The organism is Gordonia sp. PS3, from assembly GCF_041950545.1.
GTDB lineage: Bacteria > Actinomycetota > Actinomycetes > Mycobacteriales > Mycobacteriaceae > Gordonia > Gordonia sihwensis.
This window is the reverse complement of sequence record NZ_CP169524.1, coordinates 2,715,703-2,739,138: the sequence shown is the minus strand read 5'-3', so window position 1 is coordinate 2,739,138 and position 23,436 is coordinate 2,715,703. Positions and strand designations below refer to the sequence as shown.

The 23,436-nt window shown below is 69.0% G+C and carries 22 protein-coding genes; 11 read left to right on the top strand and 11 right to left on the bottom strand.

The features are described 5' to 3' along the window. The first annotated feature begins 9 nt into the window (after positions 1 to 9). The 5 genes from ACE11G_RS12635 (at position 10) to ACE11G_RS12615 (ending at position 5,313) form a co-directional block, all read left to right on the top strand. Positions 10 to 1,176, top strand: a complete 1,167-nt coding sequence (locus tag ACE11G_RS12635; RefSeq protein ID WP_039867727.1) for a GuaB3 family IMP dehydrogenase-related protein — start codon at positions 10 to 12, stop codon at positions 1,174 to 1,176. A gap of 180 nt (positions 1,177 to 1,356) precedes the next feature. Then, the gene (locus ACE11G_RS12630; protein ID WP_006897182.1) at positions 1,357 to 1,647 is read left to right on the top strand and encodes a DUF4287 domain-containing protein; all 291 of its coding nucleotides are present in this window, start codon (positions 1,357 to 1,359) and stop codon (positions 1,645 to 1,647) included. Between the two features lie 67 nt (positions 1,648 to 1,714). Then, a complete protein-coding gene (locus ACE11G_RS12625) occupies positions 1,715 to 2,938 on the top strand; it encodes a cytochrome P450 (protein WP_375002405.1) in 1,224 nt (407 codons plus the stop codon). Between the two features lie 20 nt (positions 2,939 to 2,958). Next, positions 2,959 to 3,528 carry a TetR/AcrR family transcriptional regulator gene (locus ACE11G_RS12620; protein WP_082781280.1) on the top strand — a complete coding sequence of 190 codons (570 nt, stop codon included), beginning with the start codon at positions 2,959 to 2,961 and terminating at the stop codon, positions 3,526 to 3,528. Positions 3,529 to 3,582: 54 nt separating this feature from the next. Then, positions 3,583 to 5,313 carry a GMC family oxidoreductase N-terminal domain-containing protein gene (locus tag ACE11G_RS12615; RefSeq protein ID WP_375002403.1) on the top strand — a complete coding sequence of 577 codons (1,731 nt, stop codon included), beginning with the start codon at positions 3,583 to 3,585 and terminating at the stop codon, positions 5,311 to 5,313. Between the two features lie 78 nt (positions 5,314 to 5,391). On the opposite strand, the gene cysE is transcribed toward ACE11G_RS12615, so the two are convergent. The 5 genes from cysE to ACE11G_RS12590 all read right to left on the bottom strand — a co-directional run bounded on the left by cysE (position 5,392) and on the right by ACE11G_RS12590 (position 9,081). Then, positions 5,392 to 5,973 carry a serine O-acetyltransferase gene (gene cysE, locus ACE11G_RS12610; protein ID WP_006897186.1) on the bottom strand — a complete coding sequence of 194 codons (582 nt, stop codon included), beginning with the start codon at positions 5,971 to 5,973 and terminating at the stop codon, positions 5,392 to 5,394. Continuing rightward, on the bottom strand, positions 5,973 to 6,911 hold the full coding sequence (cysK, locus tag ACE11G_RS12605) for a cysteine synthase A (RefSeq protein WP_045537792.1): 939 nt from the start codon (positions 6,909 to 6,911) through the stop codon (positions 5,973 to 5,975). Before cysK ends, cysE begins: the two co-directional genes overlap by 1 nt. Before the next feature lie 268 nt (positions 6,912 to 7,179). Then, a complete protein-coding gene (locus ACE11G_RS12600) occupies positions 7,180 to 7,776 on the bottom strand; it encodes an energy-coupling factor transporter transmembrane protein EcfT (RefSeq protein ID WP_006897188.1) in 597 nt (198 codons plus the stop codon). Then, a complete protein-coding gene (locus ACE11G_RS12595) occupies positions 7,773 to 8,471 on the bottom strand; it encodes an energy-coupling factor ABC transporter ATP-binding protein (protein WP_006897189.1) in 699 nt (232 codons plus the stop codon). The genes ACE11G_RS12600 and ACE11G_RS12595 overlap by 4 nt, the downstream gene beginning before the upstream one ends. Beyond that, positions 8,464 to 9,081 carry a biotin transporter BioY gene (locus ACE11G_RS12590; RefSeq protein ID WP_006897190.1) on the bottom strand — a complete coding sequence of 206 codons (618 nt, stop codon included), beginning with the start codon at positions 9,079 to 9,081 and terminating at the stop codon, positions 8,464 to 8,466. The genes ACE11G_RS12595 and ACE11G_RS12590 overlap by 8 nt, the downstream gene beginning before the upstream one ends. A 426-nt stretch (positions 9,082 to 9,507) precedes the next feature. On the opposite strand from ACE11G_RS12590, the gene guaA reads away from it, so the two are divergent. After that, entirely contained in the window at positions 9,508 to 11,091 is a 1,584-nt protein-coding gene (guaA, locus tag ACE11G_RS12585) for a glutamine-hydrolyzing GMP synthase (RefSeq protein WP_062367099.1), read from the top strand. Positions 11,092 to 11,381: 290 nt separating this feature from the next. On the opposite strand, the gene ACE11G_RS12580 is transcribed toward guaA, so the two are convergent. Next, the gene (locus ACE11G_RS12580) at positions 11,382 to 11,600 is read right to left on the bottom strand and encodes a hypothetical protein (protein WP_006897206.1); all 219 of its coding nucleotides are present in this window, start codon (positions 11,598 to 11,600) and stop codon (positions 11,382 to 11,384) included. Further along, positions 11,597 to 12,880 carry a PspC domain-containing protein gene (locus tag ACE11G_RS12575; RefSeq protein ID WP_006897207.1) on the bottom strand — a complete coding sequence of 428 codons (1,284 nt, stop codon included), beginning with the start codon at positions 12,878 to 12,880 and terminating at the stop codon, positions 11,597 to 11,599. The genes ACE11G_RS12580 and ACE11G_RS12575 overlap by 4 nt, the downstream gene beginning before the upstream one ends. Positions 12,881 to 12,979: 99 nt before the next feature. Between ACE11G_RS12575 and ACE11G_RS12570 the strand changes: the two genes are divergently transcribed. Continuing rightward, entirely contained in the window at positions 12,980 to 14,227 is a 1,248-nt protein-coding gene (locus tag ACE11G_RS12570) for a sensor histidine kinase (protein ID WP_006897208.1), read from the top strand. After that, a complete protein-coding gene (locus tag ACE11G_RS12565) occupies positions 14,224 to 14,892 on the top strand; it encodes a response regulator transcription factor (RefSeq protein ID WP_006897209.1) in 669 nt (222 codons plus the stop codon). Before ACE11G_RS12570 ends, ACE11G_RS12565 begins: the two co-directional genes overlap by 4 nt. A 12-nt stretch (positions 14,893 to 14,904) precedes the next feature. Here ACE11G_RS12565 and ACE11G_RS12560 read toward each other — a convergent pair whose 3' ends face one another. Further along, positions 14,905 to 16,158, bottom strand: a complete 1,254-nt coding sequence (locus ACE11G_RS12560; protein ID WP_039867732.1) for a serine/threonine-protein kinase — start codon at positions 16,156 to 16,158, stop codon at positions 14,905 to 14,907. 100 nt (positions 16,159 to 16,258) lie between these two features. Between ACE11G_RS12560 and ACE11G_RS12555 the strand changes: the two genes are divergently transcribed. Continuing rightward, on the top strand, positions 16,259 to 17,185 hold the full coding sequence (locus ACE11G_RS12555; protein ID WP_222111010.1) for a sam dependent methyltransferase: 927 nt from the start codon (positions 16,259 to 16,261) through the stop codon (positions 17,183 to 17,185). A 72-nt stretch (positions 17,186 to 17,257) separates the two neighbouring features. Here the strand turns inward: ACE11G_RS12555 and ACE11G_RS12550 are convergent, their stop codons facing one another. Beyond that, positions 17,258 to 17,770, bottom strand: a complete 513-nt coding sequence (locus ACE11G_RS12550; protein WP_006897212.1) for a hypothetical protein — start codon at positions 17,768 to 17,770, stop codon at positions 17,258 to 17,260. 213 nt (positions 17,771 to 17,983) lie between these two features. On the opposite strand from ACE11G_RS12550, the gene ACE11G_RS12545 reads away from it, so the two are divergent. Together ACE11G_RS12545 and ACE11G_RS12540 are read left to right on the top strand one after the other, a co-directional pair. Further along, positions 17,984 to 18,763 (top strand): hypothetical protein, encoded by a 780-nt coding sequence (locus ACE11G_RS12545; RefSeq protein WP_006897213.1) that lies wholly within the window; start codon positions 17,984 to 17,986, stop codon positions 18,761 to 18,763. Further along, on the top strand, positions 18,760 to 20,367 hold the full coding sequence (locus tag ACE11G_RS12540) for a DNA polymerase Y family protein (protein ID WP_006897214.1): 1,608 nt from the start codon (positions 18,760 to 18,762) through the stop codon (positions 20,365 to 20,367). Before ACE11G_RS12545 ends, ACE11G_RS12540 begins: the two co-directional genes overlap by 4 nt. Before the next feature lie 33 nt (positions 20,368 to 20,400). On the opposite strand, the gene ACE11G_RS12535 is transcribed toward ACE11G_RS12540, so the two are convergent. Beyond that, positions 20,401 to 21,465 carry an alanine racemase gene (locus ACE11G_RS12535; RefSeq protein WP_006897215.1) on the bottom strand — a complete coding sequence of 355 codons (1,065 nt, stop codon included), beginning with the start codon at positions 21,463 to 21,465 and terminating at the stop codon, positions 20,401 to 20,403. A 33-nt stretch (positions 21,466 to 21,498) separates the two neighbouring features. Continuing rightward, positions 21,499 to 23,418, bottom strand: coding sequence for an SDR family oxidoreductase (locus ACE11G_RS12530; RefSeq protein ID WP_375002394.1), 1,920 nt, complete (start codon positions 23,416 to 23,418; stop codon positions 21,499 to 21,501). Positions 23,419 to 23,436 lie beyond the last annotated feature (18 nt).

The following is a 23,436-nucleotide window of genomic DNA, read 5'->3' as shown; positions in this document are numbered from 1 at the left end:
GGCGCAATGGTGCGTGACCTCGTCGAATTCGGCATGGGCCGGACGGCTCGCCGAACGTACGAACTGGAAGACATCTCGATCATCCCGTCCCGGCGGACGCGGTCGTCGAAGAACGTCTCGACCGCATGGCAGATCGATGCATACCGCTTCGAATCGCCGATCCTGAACCATCCGACCGATGCGCTCGGCTCGCCGGAGTCGGCCATCGCGATGGGGAAGCTCGGTGCGCTCGGCGTGCTGAACGGCGAAGGCCTCTGGGCCCGCCACGAGCACGTCGAGGACAAGATCGCCGAGCTGGTCGAGATCGCGGAGAAGAATCCGGACCCGTCCGCGGCGATCCGTCGCCTGCAGGAGCTCCATCGCGCCCCGATCAACCTCGACCTGCTGTCGCAGGCTGTCGCCCGGGTGCGGGAGGCCGGTGTCACCACGGCGGTCCGGGTGAGCCCCCAGCACGCCCCCGAACTGACACCCGCGCTGATCAAGGCGGGCGCCGAGATTCTGGTGGTGCACGGCACGATCATCTCCGCCGAGCACGTGGTGCTGGTCGACCGCGGCCACGAGGACGGACTCGTCGCCGAACCGCTCAACCTGAAGACCTTCATCTCCGACCTCGACATCCCGGTGATCGCCGGAGGCGTGCACGACCACCGCACGGCACTGCATCTGATGCGTACCGGCGCCGCGGGCGTCATCGTCGGATACGGCTCCACGGAGGGATCCACCACGACCGGTGAGGTCCTCGGCATCGGGGTCCCGATGGCGACCGCGATCGCCGACGCGGCCGCGGCCCGTCGCGACTACCTCGACGAGACCGGTGGACGCTATGTGCACGTGATCGCCGACGGCGACATCCACACTTCGGGCGACCTCGCCAAGGCGATCGCGTGCGGTGCCGACGCCGCGGTGCTGGGCACACCGCTCGCCGCCGCCGACACCGCTCCGGGCCGCGGCTGGTTCTGGCCGTCGGCTGCGGCGCACCCCGACACTCCGCGCGGTGCGTTGCTGCAGGTGGCGATCGACGAGGAGCGGCCTTCCCTCGAGACCGTGCTGAACGGACCGTCCGACGATCCGGACGGCCTGCTGAACCTGGTCGGCGGCCTCCGCCGGTCCATGGCGAAGGCGGGTTACTCCGATCTCAAGGAGTTCCAGAAGGTCGGCCTCTCGGTCCGAGCCTGACCTCGCGACGCCAGGCGTCGCCCACTCGGTGAGCCGAGACCCCGGAGTACCGGGGTCTCGGCTCTCTTGGTCTGCGACATGGTCGTGAACAGTCCTGAGTCGTTTCGGGCTGATACCGATCAGTTTCGGTGCCGGCGGCTGTCAATACTGGTGACAGCATCCGACGACAGGAGAACCGTCATGTCATTCCAGGCATACCTCGACACCATCGAGATCAAGACCGGGCACACCCCACGCGAACTCGTCGAGCAGGCAGCCGAACGCGGTTTCGGCCCGGGCACCAAGGCCGGGCCGATTCTCGAATGGCTGAAGGACGAGTACGGGCTCGGCCGTGGACACGGCATGGCGCTGGTCCACGTCATCACCAAGGGGCCGAAGATCAGCGCGAAACACGTCGGGACGTCCGGCCCGCACCGCGATGCCGGCGACACGCTGTGGCTCGACGGGGCGGCGACGAACCCGTCACGCTGACGCGGGCGGGAGGCGGAGGCCATCGTTCGTCGTTGACAATATGTGAGAACTGTCTCATAGTCGGGACATGAAGAACGATCTGTCTCCGGAGTTCACCTTGCGGTCGGGTCCGTCCTGGCGCGATCCGTTCGAGATGTACGCGCTCCTGCGCGACCGCGACCCCGTCCATCGCGTGGTGCCCGAGGGGGATCCGGCGGCGGACTACTACGTCCTCACTCGCCATGCCGACGTGATGGCCGCCGCGCGGGACTGGGAGACCTTCTCCTCGGCGCGCGGATTGACCGTGGCGTACGGCGAACTGGAGAGCATCGGCCTGCAGGACAACCCGCCGATGGTGATGCAGGATCCGCCGCGGCACACCGCCTTCCGTCGCCTCGTGGCGCGCGGCTTCACGCCGAGACAGGTGACGACGTTGGAGCCCGAGGTTCGCGAGTTCGTGATCGAGCGGCTCGACGACCTTGCCTCCCGCGGCGGCGGAGACATCGCCGCGGACCTGTTCAAACCGCTGCCGAGCATGGTCGTCGCCCACTACCTCGGCGTGCCGGAGTCCGATCGCGGACAGTTCGACGCGTGGACCGACGCGATCGTCGCGGCCAACCCGGGCGCCGACATGGCCTCGGCCGTCGAATCGGCGTCGGAGGCGGTGATGGGACTGATGGCGTACTTCGCCGACCTCATCGAATTCCGCAAGCGCAGTCCCGGCGACGACACGGTGTCGCATCTGGTGGCCGCCGGCCTGACCGACGACCCGGCGGACCAGTCGGGCGTCCTGTCGGTGCTGGCGTTCGCCTTCACGATGGTCGCCGGCGGAAACGACACGACCACCGGCATGCTGGGCGGCTCGTCGGCGCTGCTGACCATGTATCCGGATCAGCGTGCGATTCTTCGTCGAGAACCGGAACTGCTGCCGTCGGCCATCAACGAACTGCTGCGGCTGACCTCGCCGGTGCAGGGGCTGGCCCGTACGGCGACGCGCGACGTCGAGGTCGAGGGGGTGACGATCCCGGCGGGCCGCAAGGTGCTGCTCTGCTACGCGTCGGCCAACCGTGACGAACGCATGTACGGGGAGGACGCCGCCGACCTGGACGTCCGCCGCGACCCCGCGAACATCCTCGCCTTCAGCCACGGATCCCACCACTGCCTCGGCGCCGCCGCCGCACGGATGCAGGCGCGGGTGGCGCTCGAAGAACTGCTCGCGCGGTGCCCGGACTTCCACGTCGACGTCGACGGAATCGAATGGGCGTCCGGAAACTATGTGCGGCGACCGGTCTCGGTACCGTTCTCGGCATGACCGACGATTAGGATCTCCGAGTGCGCGGGGCGGATTGGATGCGCGGCACCCGGCGGCCCGCCGTACAGGACGCGATCCTCGAGATCGCGGGCGAGGTGTTCGCCACGAAGGGGGCCAACGCCTCGATGGGGGACATCGCCGCCGCGGTGGGGTGTTCCCGGGCGACCCTGTACCGCTATTTCGACGGCCGGCGCCAGTTGCAGCTGGCGTACATCGAACGGGTCGCTCGCCGTATCGGCGCCGTGGTGGCCGAGACCGTCTCCGACCGACCGGAGCCTGCGGACCGGCTGACCGAGTCGATCATCGTGGCGCTGACGGAGGTCCGCCGGGATCCCGCGCTGGCCGCCTGGTTCACCGCGGCGGGTGCGGGGGTGGCCGGTGAACTGGCGCTGTCGTCGGAGTTCATCGAGACGGTGGCGACGGCCTTCCTCGGCGCCGGCGGTGAGGACGGGGGAGAGGCGGCGCGATGGGTGGTCCGGGTGATCGTGTCGCTGCTCGCGGTGCCAGAAGGGTCGCCGGAGCGAGAGCGCGCAGTGATCGCTCGTTTCGTCACGCCGACCGTGCTCGGATTCACCGAGACCAGGAGTTAGCGTAGCCTACACTGGCTTTCGATAATGAGACAATGATCATTAGTATGGTCGGCTATGGCGCAGACTGATTTCGACGTCCTCATCATCGGTTCCGGATTCGGCGGCAGCGTCAGTGCGCTCCGCCTCATCGAGAAGGGATATCGCGTCGGCATCGTCGAAGCCGGTCGCCGCTTCGAGGACGACCAGTTCGCCAAGACGAGTTGGCGTCTCAACCGATTCGTCTGGGCGCCGAAGTTCGGTTTGATGGGCATCCAGCGCGTCCACATGCTCAAGGACGTCATGGTTCTCGCCGGCGCCGGCGTCGGCGGCGGATCGCTGAACTACGCCAACACGCTCTACAAGCCGCCCACACCGTTCTTCACCGATCCCCAGTGGAACCACATCACTGACTGGGAATCGGAGCTGACGCCCCATTACGAGCAGGCTCGCCGGATGCTCGGTGTGGTGACCAACCCGACGTTCACCAACTCGGACCGCATCATGAAGGAGGTGGCCGACGAGATGGGGGTCGGCGACACCTTCACCTCCACCCCGGTCGGCGTCTTCTTCGGAGCCAAGACCGGCGGCGAGGGCGCCCCGGGTGAGACGGTGCCCGACCCCTACTTCGGCGGCGCGGGTCCCGAACGCACCGCCTGCACCGAGTGCGGCGCGTGCATGACCGGCTGCCGCGTCGGCGCCAAGAACACGCTGATGAAGAACTACCTCGGTCTGGCCGAGCGGAACGGCGCGACGATCATCGACCGGACCACCGTCGATCGCCTGGAGCAGCGGGCCGACGGCTCATGGCTGGTGTCGGCGCACGGGTCGTCGTCCTGGGGCCCGTTCGGCGCCCGGCGGCGGCAGTTCACCGCCGACCAGGTGATCGTCGCCGCGGGCACGTTCAATACGCAGAAGATCATGCATCGCGCCAAGGGCTCGACCCTGCCGAGGCTCTCGGACGCGATGGGCGTGCTGACACGCACCAATTCCGAATCCATCCTCGGGGCGCAGGCGCGGTCGTACGATTCGAGCCGCGACTTCACCGAGGGCGTCGCGATCACCTCGTCGTTCCACCCCACGTCCAACACTCACATCGAGCCGGTGCGGTACGGCAAGGGCAGCAACGCGATGGCCTACCTGCAGACGCTGCTCACCGATGGCGGCAGCGTTCCCAACCGGCTCGGCCAGTTCCTCAAGAACGCCGTCACCAACCCGCTGATGCTGCTGCGGCTGTTCTTCGTCCGCAAGTGGAGCGAGCGGACGGTGATCGCGCTCGTGATGCAGAACAACAACAACTCGCTGACGACCTTCGTCCGCAAGCGCGGTCCGTTCAAGTACGTGACGAGCAAGCAGGGCATCGGCGAGCCGAATCCGACCTGGATTCCGGAGGGCAACGAGGCGACCCGCCGGATCGCGGCCAAGCTGCCCGGCGGACTGGCGGGCGGCACCTGGGGCGACATCTTCAACATGCCGCTCACCGCGCACTACCTCGGCGGATGCGTCATCTCCGACGACCCGGCCACCGGCGTCATCGACCCCTACCACCGCGTCTGGAACTACCCGACGCTGCACATCACCGACGGCGCGGCGATCACCGCGAACCTCGGCGTGAACCCGTCGCTGTCGATCTGCGCGCAGGCCGAGCGTGCGATCTCCCTGTGGCCGAACAAGGGTGAGGCCGACCCGCGTCCCGCACAGGGCGACGTTTACCGGCGGCTGACTCCGGTGGCGCCGAAGGCGCCGGTGGTTCCGGCGGACGCGCCCGGCGCGCTGCGCTTGCCGATCACCCCGGTGGAGAAGGCCTGACCGATCTGAACGCTTATGCCGTTCTCCGTGACTCGAATCGGGTCACGGAGAACGGCATAAGCGTTTGAGCAGGAAGAATCAGATGTAGATCGCCGGGTCGGCGTACGGGTCGTGCACCGGTGCGCCGGCCGCCCGTGTCGTCGCGGCGACGCCCACTGCGACGAATCCGGCCGGAACATCGTGCACCACAACGGCATTGGCGCCGATCTTCGCGTCGTCACCGAGCGTGATGGGACCGAGGACCTTGGCGCCGGCGCCGATCAGCACGCGGTCGCCGACGGTGGGATGACGTTTGCCCTTCGACATGCTGACGCCGCCGAGGGTGGATCCGTGGAACATCACGACGTCCTCGCCGACCTCGGCGGTCTCGCCGATCACCACACCCATGCCGTGGTCGATGAACATGCGGCGGCCGAGCCTCGCGCCGGGATGGATCTCGATGCCCGTGACGAACCGGCCCAACTGCGAGAGCAGGCGCGCGGGTAGACGCGCCGCCCCGCCGGAGTTCCACAGTCGGTGAGCCACCCGGTGGAACCAGAGTGCATGGACTCCCGGGTAGGCGAGTGCGACCTCGATCATCGACCGGGCCGCCGGATCCCGCTCCTGCGCGACGCGCAGATCTTCGCGCAGCAGGCGCAGTAGCGGAACCGGCTCGGACATCAGTCGACCAGCCCTTCGAAGAGCAGCGTCGACAGGTAGCGCTCGCCGAAGTCGGGGAGCACGACGACGATGGTCTTGCCCTTGAGCTCCGGACGCTTGGCGACGTCGACGGCGGCGGCCAGCGCGGCACCGGACGAGATGCCGACGAGCAGGCCCTCCTCGGTGGCCGCCCGGCGGGCCCACTTCACGGCGGTGTCGACGTCGACGTCGATGACCTCGTCGTACACGGTGGTGTCGAGTACCTCGGGGACGAAGTTGGCGCCCAGGCCCTGGATCTTGTGCGGTCCGGGCGCGCCGCCGTTGAGGATCGGCGACTCGGCGGGTTCGACGGCGTAGATCTTGATCTCGGGCTTGCGCTTCTTGATGACCTGGCCGATACCGGTGATCGTGCCGCCGGTGCCGATGCCGGCCACTACGGCGTCGACCGCGCCGTCGGTGTCGTTCCAGATCTCCTCGGCGGTGGTGCGACGGTGGATCTCGGCGTTGGCCTCGTTGGCGAACTGGCGGGCGAGGACCGAACCGCGGCGCTCGGCGGCGATCTTCTCCGCGGCGTTGACGGCGCCGGCCATGCCTTCGGCGGCCGGGGTCAGGACGAGTTCGGCGCCGAAGGCGCGGAGCAGGGCGCGGCGTTCCTTCGACATCGACTCGGGCATCGTCAGGACGACGTTGTAGCCGCGCGCCGCGCCGACCATCGCCAGTGCGATGCCGGTGTTGCCGCTGGTGGCCTCGATGATCGTGCCGCCCGCGGGCAGTTCTCCGGAGGCTTCGGCGGCGTCGACGATCGCCACGCCGATGCGGTCTTTCACGGAGTTGGTGGGGTTGTAATACTCCAGCTTGGCCAGGATCGTGGCGTCCACGCCGTCGGTGATGCGGTTGAGGCGCACCAGCGGGGTGCGGCCCATGAGAGCGGTGACGTCGTCGAAAATGGTGGGAGACATGACTTTTCCTTTGCGAAATGGGTCCGTGAGGGTCGGTTTGCAGACACTGATGGCCTGGATCCGGTGCTCAGGTGCCGACCCTGAGAACGGGACGGCACGGTGCGATGAGCCCTACTGACAGTGATCGGTGAGGAAGTACACCGAGTGGGCGAAGAGGGCGCGCGACAGGTGCGGGAAGGGGTCCACCGCATCCTCCTTGAAGTCGTCAAGCCGTCTGATTGAAGGCTAACAGACCGCGGTGACCGACAGATCGGGGAAGGGCTGCTCGTCAGTCCATTCCGCGTGCGGCGAGGGTCTCGGCGAAGCCGTCGGCCGTCTGCAGGGCGGCGAGCACCGTCGGTGCCAGGAGAACGCGCGGGCCGGCGCGCAGTCCGCGGGCGCGACGCGCCTCGTCCACCTGGGCGAGCACTTCGGCGATCAGTGGGATGCTGCGGATGGTGAGCGCGAACGCCATGGCGATGAGGTCGGTCCGCACGCCGAGCCGGCGCAACGGCGAGAGGCCGGTGATGATCGCGTCGAGCATGTCGGTGGTCCGGGTGGTGAGTGTGACGACGGCGGCCAGCCCCACCGAGGCGAGCAGGACCGCGCACACCACGAAGGCTCGCGCGGCGTCGGTGATGATCCACTGGAAGACGAAGAGCGCCGCCAGTACCCAGACCACGCCCTTGACCTGCGACCAGGCGTGGCGGGGCGGAATCCAGGCGAGGGCGAACGTCGCGACGGTGACCGCCAGGGCGATCCCGGCGGCGATCGGTGTTCGGACCACCACGGCGAGCGTGATGATCGACGCCATCAGCGCGACGATCTTGAACCCCGCCGGGAGCCGGTGCAGCAGGGAGCGGCCGGGGACGTAGACGCCGATCATCGGCTCATCAGGTCGCGGTAGAAGGCGAGTGCGGGGGCCGGTTCGTCGTCGGCCACCACCCGGCCGTCGTCGAGGACGAGCACGCGGTCGAAGTCGTCGAGCATGTCGAGGTCGTGCGTCAGTACGATCAGCTGTTCTGCGAGGTCGGCGAACACTCTCCGGAGCATGAGCGCGTTGCGGAGGTCGAGCATGGTGGTGGGCTCGTCGGCCACCAGAATGGTCGGTCCGACCACCATCACTGCGGCGAGCGCGAGCAGTTGCTTCTGGCCGCCGGAGAGCTGATGCGCGGGCTGGTCGGCGTGGCCGTCGAGGCCGAAGTCGGCGAGTACCTCGCGCGCCCGGGCGCGACGCTGGGCCTTGTCGGAGACGATGCGCGAGAGCGAGAGCTCGATGTCCTCGGCCACGGTCGGCATGATGATCTGCCGGTCCGGATCGGAGAAGATGAAGCCGACGTCGCGCCGGACCCTGCGCTTGTTCTTGCGGACGTCGAGCCCGTTGACCGTGACCGTCCCGCGGTCGGGGAGGACGAGCCCGTTGATCATCCGTGCCAGCGTCGACTTGCCGCTGCCGTTGGCGCCGACGATGCCGACGCGGCGTTGCGAGATGGCCAGGTCCACTCCGCGCAGTACCACGCGGTCGCCGAAGGCGTGCTCGACGCCGTCGAAGACGATCGACGACGGGGCGGGCTCAGGCACGGCGGAGGAACGACGGCCGCAGCGGCGCGATGAGACCGGGACGGCCGCGATGCACGGGGGCCGCGACGAGAGCGGTCACGAGCGCCTTGAGCACGTCGCCGGCGACGAAGGATCCGTTGGTGGCGATGGCCGCGCCCAGCGACATGTCGGTGCGCAGGAGCAGGCCCACGATGCCGCACGCGTAGATGATCAGGACGCCGCCGAAGAGGTTGATCACGATGCCCGCCACGATGTTGTACTTCGGCATCATCAGCGCGGTGAGCAGGCCGATCACGATCACCGCGGGCAGGAAGCCGACGAAGTAGCCTGCGGTCGGGGAGCCGAGCGCCACCATGCCGGTGCGTCCGCCCGCCAGGATCGGCAGGCCGGCGATGGCCAGCACCATGAAGATGACGACCGCGAGCGTGCCCTTCTTCGGTCCGAGTACCGCCCCCGCCAGCATCACGCCGAGCGTCTGCAGGGTGATCGGGACTCCGCCGGCGAGATTGATCTGCCCGGGGAGGCCGAGGACCGCGATGAGCGCGGCGAAGACGGCGGCCTGAGCCAGGTCGGCGATGGTCAGCGACCAGCGCGAGCGGCGGCCTTCGGTGTCGGAGGAAAGATGCGTCACAGGCTCAAGGGTATTTGGCGGGTGGCACAGATACCTATTGCGGGCTGGGCGGGAGCGTGGTGCGGGAACGAAAACGGGTGGGGTGGGCGCGTGCGGGTCACAGCGGTGGGGTAGCGGCGCTGTGGATCCGTACTCGGTGGCAGACGGACCATCCCCGCTCGCGCGGGGAGCACGGCACCCACGCCGTCGTTCCCGAGTTCGACCATGGGCCATCCCCGCTCGCGGGGAACACATTCGCGGGGAACACAAAGCGTCCTAGTCTTCCAAACTAGCTACGCGGGGAACTCGCTTCCGGACTTCCATCGTCCAGTCGAGAAACCGCGATCCGATCATTCTAGTCGACCGCCACGGTCGCCGCAGGGCTCCCGAACTGCCTCGCTGGTCCGGACCACCAGCGACGATCGCGCGCAAGATAGACTTCACGTCGTGACGGAAACATCCCCCGACCACCCGCGTCCCGTACTCGTCGTCGACTTCGGAGCCCAGTACGCGCAGCTGATCGCTCGCCGCGTTCGCGAGGCCCGCATCTACTCGGAAGTGATCGCGCACGACGCGACGCTGGAAGAGATCAAGGCCAAGAATCCGGCCGCGCTGATCCTGTCGGGCGGACCGGCGTCGGTGTACGCCGACGATGCGCCGACCATCGATGAGAAGCTCTTCGACCTCGGCGTTCCGGTATTCGGCATCTGCTACGGATTCCAGAAGATGACGGCCGCTCTCGGCGGCACCGTCGCGAACACCGGCGGACGCGAGTTCGGCCGGACAACGCTCACGGTCGCCGACGGCGGCAAACTGCACCGCGGACTGCCGGAGTCGCAGCCGGTGTGGATGAGCCACAACGACGCCGTGCAGGTGGCCCCGGAGGGCTTCACCGTCACCGCGTCCACGCCGGGCGCGCCGGTCGCCGCGTTCGAGTGCGCGGAGCGGCAGATGGCCGGCGTGCAATACCATCCGGAGGTCCTGCACAGCCCGCACGGCCAGGAAGTGCTGACCCGCTTCCTCTACGAGATCGCGAACCTCACGCCGACGTGGACCGCGGCGAACATCGCCGAGGCGCTCATCGCCGACATCCGGGAGCAGGTCGGCGACGAGGGTCTCGCGATCTGCGGACTGTCCGGCGGCGTCGACTCGGCGGTGGCGGCAGCACTGGTGCAGCGCGCGATCGGCGACCGTCTGACCTGTGTTTTCGTCGACCACGGACTGCTGCGCGCCGGTGAACGCGAGCAGGTGCAGACCGACTTCGTCGCGGCGACGGGCGCGCGGCTGGTGACGGTGGACGCCGAGGACGTCTTTCTCGGCCACCTCGACGGCGTCTCCGATCCGGAGACCAAACGCAAGATCATCGGCCGCGAGTTCATCCGCTCCTTCGAGGGCGCGGTGTCGGAGGTGCTGGGCGACCAGGCCGCCGCGGGCAAGAAGGTCGAGTTCCTCGTTCAGGGCACCCTGTACCCGGACGTCGTCGAATCCGGTGGCGGCAGCGGCACCGCGAACATCAAGAGTCACCACAACGTCGGCGGCCTGCCGGAAGACCTTGAGTTCAAGCTCGTCGAACCGCTGCGCCTGCTCTTCAAGGACGAGGTCCGTGCCGTCGGCCGTGAACTCGGCCTGCCGGAGGAGATCGTCGCACGACAGCCGTTCCCGGGCCCCGGTCTCGCGATCCGCATCGTCGGATCGGTCACCAAGGACCGGCTCGAACTGCTGCGCAAGGCGGACCTGATCGCGCGCGAGGAACTGACGTCCGCCGGCCTCGACGGCCAGATCTGGCAGTGCCCGGTGGTCCTGCTGGCCGACGTCCGCAGCGTCGGGGTGCAGGGCGACGGTCGTACGTACGGCCACCCGATCGTGCTGCGCCCGGTGTCGAGCGAAGACGCGATGACCGCCGACTGGACGCGCGTGCCGTACGAGGTCCTGGAGACAATCTCGACCCGCATCACCAACGAGGTCCCGGACGTGAACCGCGTGGTGCTCGACGTGACGAGCAAGCCGCCGGGCACGATCGAATGGGAGTGACCTCCCACTGAACCGCGCCGAGTGCCGCCCGCATCTGGATGTGGGCGGCACTCGGTGGTTTCGGGGCGGGTGGTGTGTGGCGGTGGGTGGTCTCGACTCGCTCCGTCGCTGCGCTCCGGTGCGGCTCGACGAGCCTGTGGTAGCGCTTCGTTCCGGTGCGGCTCGACGAGCCTGTGGTGGACGGCGAGGGACGGTTCGACGGGCCTGGGCCGGTGGCGGTGGGTGGTCTCGACTCGCTCCGTCGCTGCGCTCCGGTGCGGCTCGACGAGCCTGGGCAGACGGCGAGGGTCCTACTTTCTTCGGAATCCGCTCGCGATCAGGCCGACGCCGACCACGATTCCGATCGCGAGCAGTGCCCAGGGCAGGTAGGTCGTGTCGAGGAGGAAGGGGCCGTCGGCCAGGCACCAGGCGGCCACCAGGAGGGTCACCAGCGCCGAGAGACCCATCACCACTGAGCGGTGGCGCTCGGGTTCGGCGGTGCCGGTCTGGTCGGGAGTCTCGTCGATCATTGCTTCATCTCCACGGTTCCGAGGTTGAGGTTCGCCTTCACCGTCAGCGTCGGTGTCTTGGCGTCGGGGTTGACGATCCCGTCGGGGCACGTCTGATCACCGACCACTGTGCTGCACTCGGTCTTGACGCGGATGTCGTCGGGCAGCCAGACCGTCATATCGCCGATGCCCTGGTGGATCTCGATGGTCCGGTCGTGGTCGAGTCCGCCGAGATCGCGGAGGTCGAGGCTGGTGGTGCCGATGGTCAGCTGGTAGGTGTCGCTGAGCTGCTCGGCGCTGCGCGGATGCCACGACCGGTCGCCGATCCCGCCGGAGGCGAAGGCCGGCCGATCGCCGGAGAACGCGGTGGCGGTGACTGCCACGACGCCGACGATGATGGCGAGCGGCACCAGTCCGGCCGCGCGCGTATTGCTCTGCCTGCGCTGCAGCGCGTCGATCGCCATGCCGACACCCAGCACCGCCAGCGCGAGTCCGGCGATCCGGCCCACGGTGAACCACTCGACGTCGTCGAGTACGCGGGCGGCGGTGCCGACGGTCGCGGCGATGAGGGCGAGACCGGCGAAGACCGACGTCAACGGAGACCGGGGAGGCTTCACCACGGGCGGCTCGGGCGGTGTCGGTTCCGGCAGATCCCAGGCGAACCTCGCGGTCCCGAGCGGATCCCACGACGGCGGTGCGTCGGGCGGGGCGGGCGCCGGCGGTTCAGCGGCCGCGAACGGGATCGTCTCGGACGCGGGCCGGACGGCGGTGTCGGCGAGAACGTCGTGCGTGACCACCTCGTCCGCGATGAGCGTCGGCGCGGGCGTCGCGGTCGTCGATCCGTCGGACGGCCTCAGCTGATCCGCGCTGGTTCCGGCGGGCGCGGTCGGGGTGCGCTGATAGAGCAGCCACCAGCCGCCCAGCATCAGCACGAGTCCGAGCAGTCCGCTGGTGCCCCAGAACGGCGACGAGCCCATGTTGCTGAAGACGATGACCGCGATGACGGCGACCACGATCCAGTACCAGGGCATGTCGTGCCGAACGCGGTGATGTGCGCGATGCGACTGATGGATCTTGCGGGGTGCCGTCTCGTCTTCGGCGGGAAGAGCGATCAGCGCGGCGATGTAGAGCAGGATTCCGCTGCCCCCGAACAACGCCGCGACGACGAATGCGACCTTCACCAGCGTCGGATCGACCCGGTAGCGCAGACCGATGCCGGTGCAGACGCCGCCGACGGACTTTCCGGTCCGGCGGCGGACCGGCCGGGTGTTCCAGATGTCGATCAGAGTCTTGGTGTCCATGCAGTCAATCTTGGACGCCTGATCAGCGAGGCAAATCGGGTTAAACCCTGAGATGCTCCCTGATGTGCACGCGGTCCGGTTCGTGCCACTATCGAATCAATGACTCACGTGACGCAGACCCCGCAAGTCGACCGTGTGCGCCGGCGCAACGGCGGCAAGGTCGTGGGCGGAGTGTGCGGCGGCATCGCCGACCACCTGGGCGTCGACGTCTTCCGCGTCCGCGTGGTCTTCGTCGTGCTCGCCGCGCTGGCGGGGGCGGGCGTGGCCGCCTACGGACTGCTGTGGTTCTTCTGTCCGACGGGCACCGACGTGGAGCGGCCCGCTCCTCGGGAGCGCCGGCAGGCGCAGGGGTTGATCGTCATCGGCGTGGTCGCCTTGCTGCTCAACGGTTTCGCAGCCTCGAGCGCGCCGGCGTCCACGCTGCTGGCACTGGTGGTGGTACTCGGCGGTGCGGCGCTGGTGTGGCGCGAGGTGGACGTCACCGGCGTCTCCTCGCGCGGGGGCGTGGTGACGTGGCTCCGACTGGCCGCCGGCGCCGTCCTCGTGGTCGGAGGACTGGTGGTGCTGGTGACCGCCCCGGACACCGCGCTGGCCGGAATGAACCCGACCCTGCTCGCGGTCCTCGGGACCCTGTTCGGCGTGCTGTTGCTGACCATCCCCCTGTGGATGCGGATGTGGCGGACGCTGAACGCCGAGCGTGCCGCGCGGATCCGGAACCAGGAACGCGAGGAGATCGCCTCGCACCTGCACGACTCGGTTCTTCAGACGCTCGCGCTGATCCAGAAGCGCGCCGACCAGCCCGACGCCGTCGCACAGCTCGCCCGTCGCCAGGAGCGCGAGCTGCGGCAGTGGCTCTTCGGCGACCAGGCGCGCAGGCGCGAGTCGCTCGCCGCGGCCGTCTCGGCGGTCTCGGCGGAGGTGGAGGACGCGTACGGTGTCGAGATCGAGACGGTGACGGTCGGCGACGTGACTCCCGACGAACTGCGCGACGAGACGGTCTCCAACGGATTGCAGGCGGTGGTCGCGGCCGCTCGTGAGGCATTGGTGAACGCCGCCAAGCACTCCGGCGCCGACAAGGTGGACGTCTACTGCGAGGTGGACGACGACCACGTCGAGGTCTTCGTCCGCGACCGCGGCAAGGGGTTCGATCCCGACGCGGTGAGCCAGGACCGCCAGGGCATCGCGCGGTCGATCCACGCGCGCATGGAGCGTGTGGGAGGGTCGGTGCGGATCACCTCGACACCGGGCCGTGGTACCAATGTGGCGCTGATGCTGCCGCGTGGCCGGCGGCACGGGCCGTCGGCGTCCATCGATTCGGAAACTCAACGGACACAGGAGTTCTCATGACCGCCGACAAGACCTACCGGGTGTTCCTGGTCGACGACCACGGGGTGTTCCGCTCGGGGGTGCGCACCGAGCTCGCCGGCGAGGCCGGACTCGAGGTGGTCGGCGACGCGGGCAACGTTCCCGAAGCGGTCGCGGGCATCGTCCAGGCGCGTCCCGACGTGGTGCTGCTCGACGTCCACATGCCGGGCGGCGGAGGTGTCGCGGTGCTCCGCGGGGTGACCGACGCGCTGGGTTCGGAGGCGCCGGTGTTCCTCGCACTGAGCGTCTCCGACGCCGCCACCGATGTCATCGCCACCATCCGCGCCGGTGCGCGGGGGTACGTCACCAAGACCATCGACGGCACCGAACTGGCCGACGCGGTCCGTCGCGTCGCCGAGGGCGACGCGGTGTTCAGTCCGCGACTGGCCGGATTCGTCCTCGACTCCTTCACCGGGCGGTCGCCGGTGCCCGAACCGCAGCTCGATCCCGAACTCGATTCGCTGACCCGCCGCGAGATGGAGGTGCTGCGCCTGCTCGCGCGCGGCTACACCTACCGGGAGATCGCGGAGGAACTGTTCATCTCGGTGAAGACGGTGGAGACTCACGCGTCGAACGTGCTGCGCAAGACGCAGCAGTCCAACCGCAACGCCCTCACCCGCTGGGCGGTGAACCGCCAGATCGGATGAGGCGGGCGCCGGTCACATCACCAGGATGATGATGCCCGCGGCGATCGCGGTGAGCAGTGCGAATACGGCGAAGACAGCGGCCGCGAGACCGGCGTGACTGCTCGGCCCCTGCTGCTGGTAGTAGGTGGGCGGGGGCGTGTACAGGCCCGGCGCCGACGAATACTGCGTGGGAGCGTAGGGCACCGGTTCCGGCGTGGTTCGCGGCGCGTAATAACCGGAGGCGACCTGAGTCGGGTTGTGGGGCGCCGAGCCCTGCGACGTGTCCGGGGCCGAGTGCGTCTGCGGGGCGGACGTCTGCGGAGTGGACGGTTGCGATGTGGATTGACCGCTGATCGGGGGCAGTGTGGCCGACCGGTTCCGCGCCGACAGCGGTTTGGTCGCCACCAGCCCGGTGAGCACGTTGTCGGTGGTGCCGAGGGTGTCGGCAGCGTACTTGGCGAGCAGATCTCGGGCCTGGGCCATCGTCGGCCGATTGGCGGGATTCGGCTCCAGCAGCCGCAGGAGGATCGGCGAGAGCGCGCCCGCCCGGGTGATCGGATTGATCTGACCGAGCGCCACCCGGTGCAGCGTGGCGATGTAATTGTCCTCGCTGCCGAACGGGGGACGCCCCTCGATCATCGTGTACAGGGTGGACCCCAGCGAGTAGACGTCCGAGGCCTCGCCCGGTTCATCGCCTCGGGCCACTTCCGGTGCGAAATACGCGGGCGTGCCGGTCACGACACCGGTCTGAGTGATGGAGACGTCGTCCTTCGCGCGGGAGATGCCGAAGTCGGTGATCTTGACCAGGCCGACGTTGCGGCCGGTGTTCGCGATCAGGATGTTGGCCGGCTTGATGTCGCGGTGGACGATGCCGGAGGCGTGCGCTTCGGCGATGGCGTCGGCCACCTGCGCGCAGATCTGCGCGGCCTCGACCGGATCGATCGTCCCGTTCTCGTGCAGGACATCGGCCACGCTGTGGCTCGGCAGGTACTCCATCACCAGCCACGGCTCGTTGCGATCGAGCGCGACGTCGTGCATCGCAACGGCGTTCCGGTGCGAGAGCCGAGCTGCCAACCGGCCCTCACGCAGCGCTCGGGCCCGGGAGGTCTCGGCGACTGATTCGTCCATCCCGCTGGTGGTCAGGACCTGTTTCACCGCCACCTCGCGGTCGAGGAGTTGATCGTGCGCCAGCCACACCGCACCCATGCCGCCGTGTCCGATCCTTCGGATCAGCCGGTAGCGTCCGGCCACCAGATACGACGGGCCGGGTGTGGCAGGAGAGGTCATGGCCCGATGATAGCCGCAGGCGGTGACGGCGATCGGGGCCGCACTCACTGTGCGCGCCGGCCCTTGACGAGTCCATCGCACGTATGTTCGGATAGGTGGCATGGCAGCACTGACCGAACTGGTGTGCGGCGACTTCATGCGATCGACCATGATCCCGGAGGCGCCGGGCGTCCGGGTGCACGAGGTGCTGGCGCGGACAGTGCTGGAATCGGTCACCGGCGACCGGAGTCATCGGCACTCCTTCGCGGCCTCGGCTCTGCGGCGGTCGGGCGAGGCGATGCAGGTGAAGATGAACGCCCCGGCGGTGCTCCGGAGGGAGCTGCGGCGTCGGTCGTGGCGTCGCGACACCGTGGCGATCGGAGTGGTCGAGGATCCCTACCATCCGGTGGAAGAGCACTACCGGATGATGCCTCAGGTCCTGTCGGTCCTGTCGGAGTCGCAGACGCCGATCGCTCTCTACACCGCGTCGACGCTGCTGCTGCGCGATCTGCCGTTGCTGCGGTTGATCGGGCGGGCGGTGCCGGTGACGGTGTCGATCTCACTGGCCACCCTCGATCCGGGACTGTCGGCGCGGGTCGATCCTTCGGCGTCGTCGCCACGGGCGCGACTGGACATGGTGGCGCGGCTGTCGGAGGCGGGACTCGCGCCGCATATTCGGATCGCGCCGCTGCCGCCGCTGCTCGCCGACGGCACGGCGCAGCTCGACGAACTCCTCGCGGCGTTGTCGGCCGCGGGTGCCGCCCGGGTGTCGGTGTCTCCGCTGCAGTTGGGCGGTGACGACGGTGCTGACTTCCTCGGCTGGCTGGGAAATGAGCACCCTGCGCTGGTGCGCAGGTACCGCTCCCTCTACGGCCGACGGAGCTTCGTGTCGGCGGAGTATGCGCTCGGTCTCCGGGCACGGATGACGCCGCTCGTGGAGAAGTACGATCTGGGCAGTGACCCGGAGTCGGAGAGTGTGAATCCGGCCGAACCGTCGGTGCTTCCGCCGGCGGGGACGGCTCCCTCGCCAGATCTGACGTTGTTCTGATCAGGTTCGGATCGGGTCTGCGGCTGCGGTCGCTGCGTGCGGAATCGAGGTACCGCCAGGAAGCGGGCCGGGTCAGGCGCCGGAGTCGTCGATCAGGTTCTGTTCGCTGCGGTCGATGAAGAGTGCGCCGCACAGTGCGGCCAGGATCAGCAGTATCACGATCAGTCCGATGAGGATCGCTTTGCTGACGGTGACGAGCTCCTGGGCGTCACTCAATCCGAGTCCGTCGAGGAATCCGGCGAAGTACCAGGACGGCCAGATCCACACCGCTATGGGGACGAAGGCGGCGGCAGTGGATCCGACGGCGGCGACTCCGGCCAGGACTCGGCCGATGTTCTGGGCTTTCGCGGCGGGCAGCAGTGCGACGATTCCGGCGAGGGCGGCCAGCGCGCATGCAGCGACGATCAGCCAGCCGCGGCCGGCCGGTGCCACGCCGAGGTCGCTCTGGCTCACGGTGCCGATTCCGAGTCCGTTCCATGAGGCGTCCATGCCCAGTCGGCGCAGGTCGAACCACGGCAGCGCCGTGACCGCGATTCCGGTGACGGCGGCGGCGATGACGGCGAATGGAAGGGCTCGGGACTGCATGGATCCGAATGGTAGAGCATGGTGCACCGACGGTCGCTGTTGCGACTGAAGGGACGCAGATTCTCGCGTGTGGCGGGTGTTTCCTGCTCCGTTGACGGTTGTCAGAGGGTGGGCTTAATATCGAACACAAGTTCGAACACCGGCATCTTCCCTGCCGCTTCGGACGAGAGGTGAGAACACGGGCGCAAGCCCGGAACGACGAGGGGAAGCGCCATGAATGCAGCGGAGAAGGCCGAACTGGAACACCTGCGTCGCAAGCTGAGCCGGCTGTCCGGCCAGTCGGGCGCTCGTGCGGGAACGGCCTCGGGAGTGGTGTCGTCGGGAGTGATCGCCGTGCCGGAGTCCGTGGCGTCGTTGTTTCCGAAGCGCGGGCTCCCGCGTGGCTCGGTGGCCGCGGTGTCCGGTGCTTCGGTGGTGCCGATGTCGATCATCGCCGAGGCGAGTCGGACGGGGGCCACGGTGGCTCTGGTCGGGCTGCCGCGACTCAATCTGGCCGCGGCGGTGGAGATGGGGGCGGATCTGAGCCGGATCGCGGTGGTCGCCGAGCCGGGAGCCGATCGACTGGAGGTGGCTGGGGTGCTGCTGGACGGAATGGACCTGGTGGTGCTGGGATTCGAGGATCGACTGGGTCCGACGGGGTCGTCGGTGGCACCGGCCCGAGCCCGGGTGCTCGGGGGCCGGGCGAGGAAGCAGTCGTCCACGCTGCTGGTCCTCGGTGACTGGCCGGGGACGGCCACGCGTGTGCAGGGGCGAGTGCGGGAGTACCGGCATCTGCCGGTACGGCGAAGCGGATACGGCCGCATCGGGGGTTTTCGGGTGGAAGTTCAGGTGTCGGCGCCGGGGGCTCGCCCAGTGAGCGACGTGTTCGACCTCGTGGTGCCGGGACTGGGAGAAGAAGGAGTGATGCGGCTGGTCCGGCCGACGATGCCGAAGGCGGGGTCAGGTGCAGAACACGGGGCCCGGGTGCCGGCGGCGCTGGCGGTGGCGAATTGACCGCCGATTCTCCCGGCAGGCGAGTGCTGGCACTGTGGTGTCCGGACTGGCCGACGACGGCGGCCGCCGCGGCGGCCGGGCGAGTTCCGGGCGATCCGGTGGCGGTGCTGCGGGCGGGACGAGTGGAGGCGTGTTCGCATGCGGCCCGCGTCGACGGGGTGAGACGGGGGATGCGCAAACGGCAGGCGCAGTCGTCGTGTCCGCGGCTGACCGTGTACGACGCCGACCCGGCACGCGATGGGAGATTGTTCGAGCCGGTGGTGGCGGCGGTGACCGGCGTGGTCCCGATGACCGAGGTGCTGCGGCCGGGACTGCTGGTGGTGGCCGCCGATCGTGCGGCGCGCTTCTTCGGCGGGGAGGAGCAATTGGCCGAACGGCTCACCGATGCGGTGGCCGAGGTCGGCAGGGGCCGCGACGCAGACGGTCTCGGAAGGACGGTGGTCGGGGGAGTCACGGCCAGAGTCGGGGTGGCCGATGAGCTGTTCACCGCGGTGCTCGCCGCGAGATCGGGGCAGACCGTCCCGCCGGGGACGGATGCCGCCTATCTCTCGGCGAGGCCGGTCGCCGACCTGGTGGCAGAACCCGCGCTGAACGGCCCGGGACGTGAGGATCTGGTGAGTCTGTTGTGGCGCTTGGGGATTCGCACCCTGGGCGCCTTCGCTGCGATGGATCCCGCGGATATCGCATCACGTTTCTCCGGCGATGCGATCACCGCGCATCGGCTGGCCCGAGGTCTGCCGGGCCGGCGGCCCAGCCGGGCACCGATCCCGCCGGGTTTGGCGGTGGAGCACAGCTGTGATCCGCCGGTCGATCGGATCGACGCCGCGGCCTTCCTGGGACGGCGAATGGCGCAGGAGCTGCACGAGCGACTGTCCGCAGCCTCGCTGGCCTGTATGCGACTGACGATTCACGCGTTCACGGAGCGAGGGCAACGGCACTCACGGACCTGGCGATGCGTGGAGCCGCTCACGCCGGAGGCCACTGCCGACCGTGTGCGCTGGCAGCTGGAGGGGTGGCTGACCGGCCGGGCCGGCAGCGTCGAAGCGCCTGACTCACCGGTCGTCCGACTGGTGCTGGAGCCGGTCGAGGTGGTGAATCCGGGAACGCTGCAGTCGGCGCTGACGGGCGCCGGGCTTCCGGGCGACACCGGTGGCGGTCTCGGCGATCAAGCACGTCGGGCTCTGGTCCGGGTCCAAGGGCTGCTCGGCGGCGAGTCGGTGCGGGTGCCGGTGCGCAGCGGTGGTCGGGGACCGGCCGAGCAGGTGGCGCTGGTGGCCTTCGGCGACGAACTGCGACCGCCGCGCGATCCGGCGGCCGCCTGGCCCGACCGCCTTGCCCGGCCGACGCCCTCGCTGTTGGTGCAGGCCACAGCGGAGGTCCTCGACGCCGAGGGGCGGTCGGTCGCCGTGAGTCCGCGCGGTGTGTTCAGTGCGGAGCCGGTGACCGTGCGGCTCGGGGCGCGGTCGCATCGTCTGCACTGGTGGGCGGGACCGTGGCCGTTCGGTCCGGGGAGGGCTCGGGCACAGGCACTGCTGGAAGACGGCCGCGCACTGCTGCTCTGCTGCCGGGAGGAGGTGTGGGTTGTGGAAGGAGTCTATGAGTGAGGCGAACCCGTTCCGGCGATCCCGGAGGAGGACTCAGCTGTTCGCGCCACGCGCCGCGACCGGCCACGATTCGAGTTCACCGTACGGGTCCGGACCGGCGAACAGTTCGTCGACCAGGTTCACCGCGGTACAGACGTGGTTGGGTATCACCCGCACCCGGTCGCCCACCTCGGGCACGACGGCAGCCGGTGGGAACTCGGCGACGGCATGATGCTCGGACAGCGAGACGAGACGGGCGTCGAGATGATCGGCGAGCCGGCCGAAACCGGTGGTCCAGCCGGGGCGGTCCGCCCCGAGGATCTTGCTGCCGGCGTCGAGCACCACCCGGGAGCCGGATGCGCTGACCACCGTGGACACCGCGGTCAGTGCGATGTCGTCGATACCGCAGCTGCCGAGTTCCAACTGCTGGGCGTCGTTGAAGACGTAAACGCCCGGACGCAACTCGGTGACCACGCCGGGATCGGCGAGTCGTGCGGTCGGCGTCGACCCTCCGCTCACCACGGAGACGTCGATACCGTTGTCGCGCAGAGCGTTCGCAGCGACGGCCAGGGATCGGGCCTCCTGCTCCGCGGCGTCGGCTCGCGCTGTGTCGAGTCCGTAGCCGTGGCCGGGGAAGGTGAAGACACCGGCCACGGTCAGTCCCGCGTCGCGAGCCGCGTCGGCGACCGAGACCACGCTATCGGCGGGTACACCGCTGCGGTGCATGCCCGAATCGATCTCCACGAGCACTCCGACGGGAGCGCCGCCGAGTCCTTCGGCGAGACGGCGCACGCCCTCGACGGAATCGGCACCGACGGTCAGCGTCACCCGACCGGCGAGTGCACGCAGGCGGCGGGCCTTGTCCTCCGACAACCACAGCGGATAGGCGACGAACAGATCGTCGAACCCGGCGTCGGCGAAGACCTCCGCCTCGCCGATCGTCGCGACGGTGAGTCCGACGGCACCGGCGGCGAGCTGCCGCTGCGCGACCCGAACGCACTTGTGCGTCTTGGCATGTGGTCGCAAGCGCACGCCGTGCCGTTCGGCCCACCCGGCCATCGCGGCGAGATTGCGGTCGAGGCGAGCGGGATCGACGTGCAGGAACGGAGTGTCGGGCATACCTGATGGTGGCATGGACGACGGCTTTCGTCGTCAGCCGGTGCGGCCGAGCGCGGCGTCGGACTCCTCATGCAGAAGGAAGTCCTGATGGAGCAGTCGGTTGGTGAGCCGCGGTGCGGCGTGATGACCGAAATCGATGAGGTCGCCGAGTAGCGTGTTCACCCGCTTGGGGCGCTCGACGATCGCGTGCAGCACCCGGTGGGCGGCCTTGTCGACGATCCAGATCCCCCGAGCGCTGTCGTAGGCGTTGGTCGGAACGATCATCCGCGTTCGGGTCAACGGGATGCGCACATTGCTGAACGTGACGTGATCGGAGAGGGTCTCGGCACCGGTGGCGTCGCTGAACGCCTCCAGTGCGGCCTTCGACGCGGCGTACGCGCCGAATCGTGGTGCGCGGCTTTGGACTTCGATCGAGGACACGTTGACGATGTGTCCGGACTGCCGCTCGATCATGTGCGGCAGCAGGGCGAGCGTGAGATAGACGGCGCCGAAGTAGTTGACGGCCATCATCCGGTGATAGTCGTGCGACCTGGTCACCGCGTTCGCGGTCGCCCGTCGGATGGACCGGCCTGCGTTGTTGACCAGCACGTCCACATGGCCGTGCTCGCAGATCACCGACTTCACAAGGGTCTGCACCGCGGCCTCATCGGTGATGTCGACGGGATAGGCGTACGCGCGTCCGACGGGCAGCCCGGGTTTGGGAACCTCCGCGTCGAGTTCGGCGGCGGTCTCGATCAGCCGATCGGCGTCGCGGGCCACCAGGAAGACGTTGGCGCCGCGCCGCACGCACATGCGGGCGGTCGCGCGGCCGATTCCCGACGACGCCCCGGTGATCAAGATGTTCTTGCCGACCAGCGGGCCCCGCGAATCGTTGCGGCGGTGACGGGCCGGATCGAGATTCTCGTACCAGTACCGCCACAGTCGGGGTGCGTACTCGTCCAGATCGGGCAGTCTCACACCGAGCGTGTCGAGTTCGGCGGCGGTCGCGTCGCTGCGGAACACCACGGGAAGGGAGGCGACGTCGAGGATCGCGGGTGGGACGCCGGTCTGTTCGGCGATCAGGTCGCGGCCGGGCCGCAGCAGTCCGCGACCGCTGGCGGCCAGCATCGGCCTCACCAGCCCCGAAGGCAGTGCGGTGAAGGCCCACGGTCCGTCGAAGGCCGGTGACAGGGCGTTGAACAGGTCGGTGATCGAGCGTGGGTCGGGGTCGGCGAGATGGAACACGAGCCCGCTCCGGCCGTCCTGCACATCGATCAGCGCGACCATCGCCTCGGCGACGAAGTCGACGGGGACGACGTTGAGGGGCCCCGGATCGGGGATCGGCAGCGGCAGGAACGAGGGCAGCTGACTGAGCACGGCGAGGTGACCGAAGAAGTAGTAGGGGCCGTCGGCCCTGTCGACCTGTCCGGTGACGGAGTCGCCGACGACGGCCGACGGCCGATACACCCGCCAGCGCAGGCCCTCGGTCTCCCGCACGACGCGCTCGGCGTCGAACACGGTGCGGTGGCATTCGGTCGGCAGGCCTTGGCCGAGGTCGAAGTCGGTCTCGGTGAAGTCGCCGCGATGGTCGCCGGCCACCGCGATCGAGGAGAGATGGTGCAGGAGCGCGCCGCGGGCGAGAGCGAACTCGGCGACCCTTCGGGTGCCGTCGACGTTGACCGCCCGCAGGTCGGCCTCCTCGGCGGTGAGGTCGTGCAGTGCGGCCAGGTGGATCACGTGGTCGACCTCGTCGACGTCGGATCCGTGCAGGCCGAGGTCTTCGTGTGTGAGGTCGCCGGCGACGGCGACGACGCGGTCGCCGCCGTCGATCCCCTCCATGGCGGCGGCGAATCGCTGCAGTGATCCGGTGCGCACGAGCGCGTACACCCGGGCCTGCTCGTCGCGGGCCAGCAGGCGCGCGACGACTCGACGGCCGATGAAGCCGCTGCCGCCGGTCACGAAATAGCTCGTCACCGACCCAGAGTCTCACAG

Excerpts from the sequence above, each read along its gene's own strand:
- ACE11G_RS12630 (WP_006897182.1), top strand. The coding sequence starts at position 1,357 with ATGTCATTCCAGGCATACCTCGACACCATCGAGATCAAGACCGGGCAC.
- ACE11G_RS12625 (WP_375002405.1), top strand. The coding sequence starts at position 1,715 with ATGAAGAACGATCTGTCTCCGGAGTTCACCTTGCGGTCGGGTCCGTCC.
- ACE11G_RS12615 (WP_375002403.1), top strand. The coding sequence starts at position 3,583 with ATGGCGCAGACTGATTTCGACGTCCTCATCATCGGTTCCGGATTCGGC.
- cysE (WP_006897186.1), bottom strand. The coding sequence starts at position 5,973 with ATGTCCGAGCCGGTTCCGCTACTGCGCCTGCTGCGCGAAGATCTGCGC.
- cysK (WP_045537792.1), bottom strand. The coding sequence starts at position 6,911 with ATGTCTCCCACCATTTTCGACGACGTCACCGCTCTCATGGGCCGCACC.
- ACE11G_RS12600 (WP_006897188.1), bottom strand. The coding sequence starts at position 7,776 with ATGATCGGCGTCTACGTCCCCGGCCGCTCCCTGCTGCACCGGCTCCCG.
- ACE11G_RS12580 (WP_006897206.1), bottom strand. The coding sequence starts at position 11,600 with ATGATCGACGAGACTCCCGACCAGACCGGCACCGCCGAACCCGAGCGC.
- ACE11G_RS12575 (WP_006897207.1), bottom strand. The coding sequence starts at position 12,880 with ATGGACACCAAGACTCTGATCGACATCTGGAACACCCGGCCGGTCCGC.
- ACE11G_RS12570 (WP_006897208.1), top strand. The coding sequence starts at position 12,980 with ATGACTCACGTGACGCAGACCCCGCAAGTCGACCGTGTGCGCCGGCGC.
- ACE11G_RS12565 (WP_006897209.1), top strand. The coding sequence starts at position 14,224 with ATGACCGCCGACAAGACCTACCGGGTGTTCCTGGTCGACGACCACGGG.
- ACE11G_RS12560 (WP_039867732.1), bottom strand. The coding sequence starts at position 16,158 with ATGACCTCTCCTGCCACACCCGGCCCGTCGTATCTGGTGGCCGGACGC.
- ACE11G_RS12555 (WP_222111010.1), top strand. The coding sequence starts at position 16,259 with ATGGCAGCACTGACCGAACTGGTGTGCGGCGACTTCATGCGATCGACC.
- ACE11G_RS12550 (WP_006897212.1), bottom strand. The coding sequence starts at position 17,770 with ATGCAGTCCCGAGCCCTTCCATTCGCCGTCATCGCCGCCGCCGTCACC.
- ACE11G_RS12545 (WP_006897213.1), top strand. The coding sequence starts at position 17,984 with ATGAATGCAGCGGAGAAGGCCGAACTGGAACACCTGCGTCGCAAGCTG.
- ACE11G_RS12535 (WP_006897215.1), bottom strand. The coding sequence starts at position 21,465 with ATGCCCGACACTCCGTTCCTGCACGTCGATCCCGCTCGCCTCGACCGC.